This window comes from Mesorhizobium sp. M7A.F.Ca.ET.027.03.2.1, assembly GCF_003999175.1.
Taxonomy (GTDB): domain Bacteria; phylum Pseudomonadota; class Alphaproteobacteria; order Rhizobiales; family Rhizobiaceae; genus Mesorhizobium.
The window spans coordinates 1-2,642 of record NZ_RZOM01000872.1; the positions used below are offsets into that span (position 1 = coordinate 1).

The window sequence follows — 2,642 nt, forward strand, 5'->3', positions numbered from 1 at the left end:
CCGACGTCGTCGACAAGTTCGAAATCCCGATGGTCAAGGTCACCGGCGGCCAGCGCATCGACATGCTCGGCATCCGCAAGGAAGACCTGCCGGCGGTATGGGCCGATCTCGGCCAGGCCGGCTTCGTCTCCGGCCACGCCTATGCCAAGGGGTTGCGCACGGTGAAGACCTGCGTCGGCTCGGACTGGTGCCGCTTCGGCACGCAGGATTCGACGGGCTTCGGCGTCCGCATCGAAAAATTCATGTGGGGCTCGTGGACGCCGGCCAAGGTCAAGATGGCCGTGTCGGGCTGTCCGCGCAACTGCGCCGAAGCGACCTGCAAGGATGTTGGCGTCATCTGCGTCGACTCCGGCTACGAAATCCATTTTGCCGGGGCGGCCGGGCTCGACATCAAGGGCACCGAGGTGCTCGGCCTGGTCAAGACCGAGGATGAGGCGCTGGAGCATATCGTGGCGCTGACGCAGATGTATCGCGAGCAGGGTCGCTATCTCGAGCGCATCTACAAATGGGCCAAACGCATCGGCATCCCCGAGATCAAGCGTCAGATCATGGACGATGGCGAGAAGCGCAAGGCTTATTACGACCGCTTCGTCTTCAGCCAGAAATTCGCCCAGGTCGATCCGTGGTCGGAACGCGTTTCCGGCAAGGACAAGCACGAATTCCGGCCGATGGCCTCTGTCGGGTTTGCGCAGGCGGCGGAGTGACAATCATGAACTGGATCGCCATCGGCTCCATCGCCGACATCCCCCGCCGCGGCGCGCGCTGCGTCGCCACCCCGGAAGGCAAGATCGCCGTCTTCCGCACCGCCGACGATCAGGTCTACGCCATCGACGACCATTGCCCGCACAGAGGCGGGCCGCTCAGCCAGGGCATCGTGCACGGGACGTCGGTGACCTGTCCCTTACACAATTGGGTGATTTCGCTGGAGACGGGCAAGGCGCTCGGCGCCGACGAGGGCGCGGTGCGCACCATTCCGGTGCGGGTCGAAGGCGAGCATCTGTTCATTGCGCTGGAAGCGCTGGCCAGCCGCGCGGCCTGACCAATGGAGATCGACGAAGCGCGCGAGGTGAGGACCACCTGCCCCTATTGCGGGGTGGGCTGCGGCGTGCTGGCGAAGGTCGCCGCGGACGGGCAGGTGTCCGTGCGTGGCGACCCCGACCACCCGGCCAATTTCGGCCGGCTCTGCTCCAAGGGCTCGGCACTGGCCGAGACCATCGACCTCGACGGCAGGCTGCTTCATCCGGAGATCCATGGCCGCCGCGCCGGCTGGGACGAGGCGCTCGACCTGGTCGCTTCGACCTTCTCGCAGACCATCGCCGAGCATGGGCCCGATGCGGTCGCCTTCTATGTCTCCGGCCAGTTGCTGACCGAGGACTATTATGTCGCCAACAAACTGATGAAGGGTTTTGTCGGCTCGGCCAACATCGACACCAATTCGCGCCTGTGCATGGCCTCCTCGGTCGCCGGCCACCGCCGCGCTTTCGGCTCCGACACCGTGCCGGGAACCTATGAGGATCTGGAGCTGGCCGACCTGATCGTGCTGGTCGGCTCCAACCTCGCCTGGTGCCATCCGGTGCTCTACCAGCGCATCGCGGCTGCCCGGGAAAAGCGGCCGGAGGTGAAGATCGTCCTGGTCGACCCGCGTCGCACCATGACCGCTGACATCGCCGACATGCATCTGGCGATCGCGCCCGATGGCGACGTCGCTTTGTTCACGGGCCTGCTCGCTTATCTCGGCCAGCACAATGCGCTCGACCGCGCCTACATCACGACGCACACGACCGGCTTCGGGCAAGCGCTTTTCGCGGCCTCCGCGCTCGACCTGGCCGGCGTCGCCGCCGCCACCGGCCTGAGCGAGGACGAGCTTGGCCGTTTCTACAGCCTGTTTGCGGCGACGGCGAAAACGGTGACGGTTTACAGCCAGGGTGTGAACCAGTCGTCATCCGGCACCGACAAGGTCAACGCAATCATCAACTGCCATCTCGCCACCGGCCGCATCGGCAAACCCGGAGCAGGGCCGTTTTCGGTGACGGGCCAGCCCAACGCCATGGGCGGCCGCGAGGTCGGCGGCATGGCCAATATGCTCGCCGCCCATATGGAGATCGAAAACCCCGACCATCGCGACCGCGTGCAGCGCTTCTGGAGCGCGCCTGATATCGCGCAAAAGCCGGGCCTGAAGGCAGTCGAGATGTTCCAGGCGCTGGCTGACGGGCGCATCAAGGCGCTGTGGATCATGGCCACCAACCCGGTCGATTCGATGCCGGACGCCGATGCCGTCGAAGCGGCGATCAAGGCGTGCCCCTTCGTCGTGGTGTCGGACGTGCTGGCCCGGACCGACACCGTCCGCCATGCCCATGTCCGGCTGCCCGCCGCCGCCTGGGGCGAGAAGGATGGCACCGTCACCAATTCCGAACGCCGTGTGTCGCGCCAGCGCGCGTTTTTGGAGCTGCCCGGCGAGGCAAGGCCCGACTGGTGGATTGTCGCCGAGGTGGGCAAGCGGATGGGGTTTGGCGGGGCGTTTTCGTATGCGTCGCCAGGGGAGGTTTTTGCCGAGCATGCCGCGCTGTCGGGGTTCGAGAATGATGGTGCGCGGGATTTCGATATTGGCGTCTACGGCGGAGTTGATGGCGAGACCTACGCAA

Annotated in this window: 2 protein-coding genes and 1 pseudogene; all 3 read left to right on the forward strand. The window is 65.7% G+C overall.

Annotated elements, in window-relative coordinates; all coding sequences use genetic code 11:
- Positions 1–704, forward strand: a pseudogene (locus EN750_RS28250) (NAD(P)/FAD-dependent oxidoreductase); the annotation flags it as partial.
- A gap of 5 nt (positions 705–709) precedes the next feature.
- On the forward strand, positions 710–1,039 hold the full coding sequence (nirD, locus tag EN750_RS28255) for a nitrite reductase small subunit NirD (RefSeq protein ID WP_127398695.1): 330 nt from the start codon (positions 710–712) through the stop codon (positions 1,037–1,039).
- Positions 1,040–1,042: 3 nt separating this feature from the next.
- On the forward strand, positions 1,043–2,642 hold a 1,600-nt coding region (locus EN750_RS28260), incomplete at its 3' end, for a molybdopterin-dependent oxidoreductase (RefSeq protein ID WP_145967978.1).

Coding starts and splice junctions, on each gene's coding strand:
- nirD (WP_127398695.1), top strand. CDS start 710: ATGAACTGGATCGCCATCGGCTCCATCGCCGACATCCCCCGCCGCGGC.